Here is a 298-nt window from a genome sequence, read left to right as displayed (position 1 = left end):
GTTGCCCACGGATTCAAGCCTGCGTTCGGCCAGCGTGGTTTAACGGGGCGCCTGAGATCAAAAGCAAAAGCGCGGCGGCCTTAGAGCCGACCGGGATTTTTTGTCGATCCTGGCCAAAATGTGGGAGGGGGCTTGCCCCCGATGGCGGCCTCTGGGCCGACCAGGATGGTGGATGGGGTTGAGTACATATCCGTTTCTGCGGTCACGGCTACTTAGGGTTCCGCCCTGACGGCGGGTCACTTTGGAAAAGCCCCAAAGTAACCAAAGGGCTCTTGCCCCACCACTCGGCACCTCGCCT

Source organism: Pseudomonas sp. 34 E 7, assembly GCF_900005715.1.
GTDB classification, from domain to species: domain Bacteria; phylum Pseudomonadota; class Gammaproteobacteria; order Pseudomonadales; family Pseudomonadaceae; genus Aquipseudomonas; species Aquipseudomonas orientalis_A.
This window is presented reverse-complemented; position numbering follows the sequence as displayed.